The following is a 3,076-nucleotide window of genomic DNA, read 5'->3' on the forward strand; positions in this document are numbered from 1 at the left end:
CTACACTCGTGTGTTCGCGCAATCCAGTTCGCGCCTGGACCATTCCGAGTACAGTTCGGTGGTCCCAGTATGCGGTATGACTAATGGCATGATCTGTTAGTGCTCGCGGGCTTAACGCCTCGTTGCCTTGGCGCGCACACCCCGAGTCTATCTAACCCGTCTTCTACGGGTGATCATAGTGGTACCTCTTTTCCAGGTGGGTTTCGAGCTTAGATGCGTTCAGCTCTTACCCCGTGTGACGTGGCTGCCGGGCACATGCTCTCTCGAACAACCCGTACACCAGTGGTCACCATTCGTAGTTCCTCTCGTACTATACGAACGTTCCCGTCAGGTACCGTTACACCCCCAATAGATAGCAGCCGACCTGTCTCACGACGGTCTAAACCCAGCTCACGACCTCCTTTAATAGGCGAACAACCTCACCCTTGCCCGCTTCTGCACGGGCAGGATGGAGGGAACCGACATCGAGGTAGCAAGCCACCGGGTCGATATGTGCTCTTGCCGGTGACGACTCTGTTATCCCTAAGGTAGCTTTTCTGTCATCAATTTCCCGCATCAAGCAGGATAATTGGTTCGCTAGACCACGCTTTCGCGTCACCGTCCCTCGTTGTGAAGGACAGTGTCAGCCCACCGTATGCTCTTGCGCTCTGCTCCGAGTCTCCGACTCGGATGAGGTGGACATAGGGCGCGCTCGATATCTTTTCAAGCGCGTACCGCCCCAGTCAAACTGCCCGGCTACCGGTGTCCTCCGCCAGGAGTGAGAGTCACAGTCACTAATGGGTAGTATTTCAGTGATGACTCGGTGGCCCGCTAGCGCGGGTACCTGTGTAACGTCTCCTACCTATCCTGCACATTAGCGACCGTGTCTCAGCGACAGCCTGCAGTAAAGCTCTATAGGGTCTTCGCTTCCCCTTGGGGGTCTCCAGACTCCGCACTGGAACGTACAGTTCACCGGGCCCAACGTTGGGACAGTGGCGCTCTCGTTGATCCATTCATGCAAGCCGCTACTGAAGCGGCAAGGTACTACGCTACCTTAAGAGGGTCATAGTTACCCCCGCCGTTGACAGGTCCTTCGTCCTCTTGTACGAGGTGTTCAGATACCTGCACTGGGCAGGATTCAGTGACCGTACGAGTCCTTGCGGATTTGCGGTCACCTATGTTGTTACTAGACAGTCGGAGCGCCCGAGTCACTGCGACCTGCCTCTCTGCGAGGCAGGCATCCCTTATTGCGAACGTACGGGACTAACTTGCCGAATTCCCTAACGTCGGTTGTTCCCGACAGGCCTTGGCTTTCGCCGCCATGAGCACCTGTGTCGGTTCTTGGTACGAGTCACAGACTTACCTTTTCACGGGCCCTAGGTACGATCGACTTTCGCTATCTCATGGTTCGTCCGCTTCGTGCCGTTACGGCTTCCACGGAGTTGCATAATTCGACTGGGCGATAGCCCAGCTCGATTGTTCCCAAGGCGTCGGTGTTTACTGTCTGTGAGCACTGGAATATTAACCAGTTTCCCTGTCGTCACATTCGACTTACGGTGTGACTTAGGATCGGCTAACCCTCGACTGATCAGCATTGTCGAGGAACCCTTGCTCATTCGGCCGTCGGGGTTCTCACCCGACTATCGCTGCTACTATGGCCAGGATTATCGTCACCAGTCGGTCCACACGAACTCTCGGCCGTGCTTCCACCCGACTGGAGCGCCAGTCTACGGAATCACCCCTATGGGGGGTGTCGCCAGGTCTCGGTGATGGATTTGAGCCCCGATCATTTTCGGCGCCTCGAACCTCGGCCGGTAAGCTGTTACGCTTTTCTTAGAGGGTAGCTGCTTCTAAGCTCACCTCCCGGCTGTTTAGGGCTCGAGACTACCTTCGGTTGCACTTAATCCATACTTTGGGACCTTAACCCAGCTCTGGGTTGTCTCCCTCATGGTGCACAGGCTTACCCCGCACACCGGACTCCCTGCGTCTGTGGCGCTCGTAGGTTCGGAGTTTGACAGGGAGGCCGGCATCTCTCGATGGCGGGTCTCCCAATCGGTCGCTCTACCCCACGAGCTACCTCAGCAGAGGTCATGCTTCGACATGTTTCGACTGGAACCAGCTGTTGCCAGGCTCGATGGGCCTTTCACCCCTATACGTAGGTCACGAGAGGGTATTGAAGGACACCAACTCTAACAGGCCTCCACGTGCCTTTCGGCACGCTTCACCTTGCCCACGCATAGATCGCCTGGTTTCGGGTCGCATCCGGTCGGCTCCCCGCCCTTGAAGACGGTGGCCCTGGCCCGTGAGGGCTGCGGCCGTATCGGTTTCCCTACGCCTGCCTCGATGCTCGAGTTAGACTTGCCGGTCAGATGCACTCCCTGGCTCGTTTTTCAAAACGCACGACGGAACATCGGCTCCCCACAGTTCCTACTGGAGACTCGCGTCTCGGTCGTTTTCTGTGGGGCCTTGTATGCCCCGTCGCTCTATCGCCACCTGGGTTCAAGCCCTATTGCACCTCCCGTTGTGGGGTGCTTTTCAGCGTTCGCTCACGCTACTTGTTCGCTATCGGTCTCAAGGAGTACTGAGTCTTCGCGGTCGATGCCCGCGTTGTTCCCGAGGGATATCCAACCCTCGGTACTCTGGAGCTGACGCACGCTGTACTTCTTTCTGTTACGGGATTGTCACCCTGTATCATCCTCCGTTCCAGGAGAGTTCACAGAAGGGTTCGAGCGATGAGTGTCAGTCCGAACACCACATTGCCCGTAAGGGGCTTCGGTTTGGACTGGATCGCGTTCACTCGCGGTTACTAACGATGTCGCGTATTGCTTTCTTTTCCTACCGGTACTGAGATGTTTCAATTTCCGGTGTTCCCCATTGCGCGAAGCAATTGCGGTGGGGATTCCCATTAGGAGATCTCCAGTTCGATGCCTCCGTGCGGCTTGCTGGAGCTTTTCGCAGCTTGGCACGTCCTTCGTCGGCTCTTGAGCCGAGCTATCCATCAGGTGGCAGAGTAGCCACGTTAATATATGGGACGTTCACTGTGACCCGGAATGGTCCAGTGGACGCCTGGATTGCGCGTACACACGGTGTCATAACG

At 56.5% G+C, this 3,076-nt stretch carries 1 rRNA gene; it reads right to left on the reverse strand.

Annotated features, from left to right (window positions below):
* Positions 1-78 precede the first annotated feature (78 nt).
* A 23S ribosomal RNA gene (locus tag NO978_RS19700) occupies positions 79-3,002 on the reverse strand.
* Positions 3,003-3,076: the final 74 nt, after the last annotated feature.

The organism is Haloarchaeobius sp. FL176 (assembly GCF_024609245.1).
Classification (GTDB): domain Archaea; phylum Halobacteriota; class Halobacteria; order Halobacteriales; family Natrialbaceae; genus Haloarchaeobius.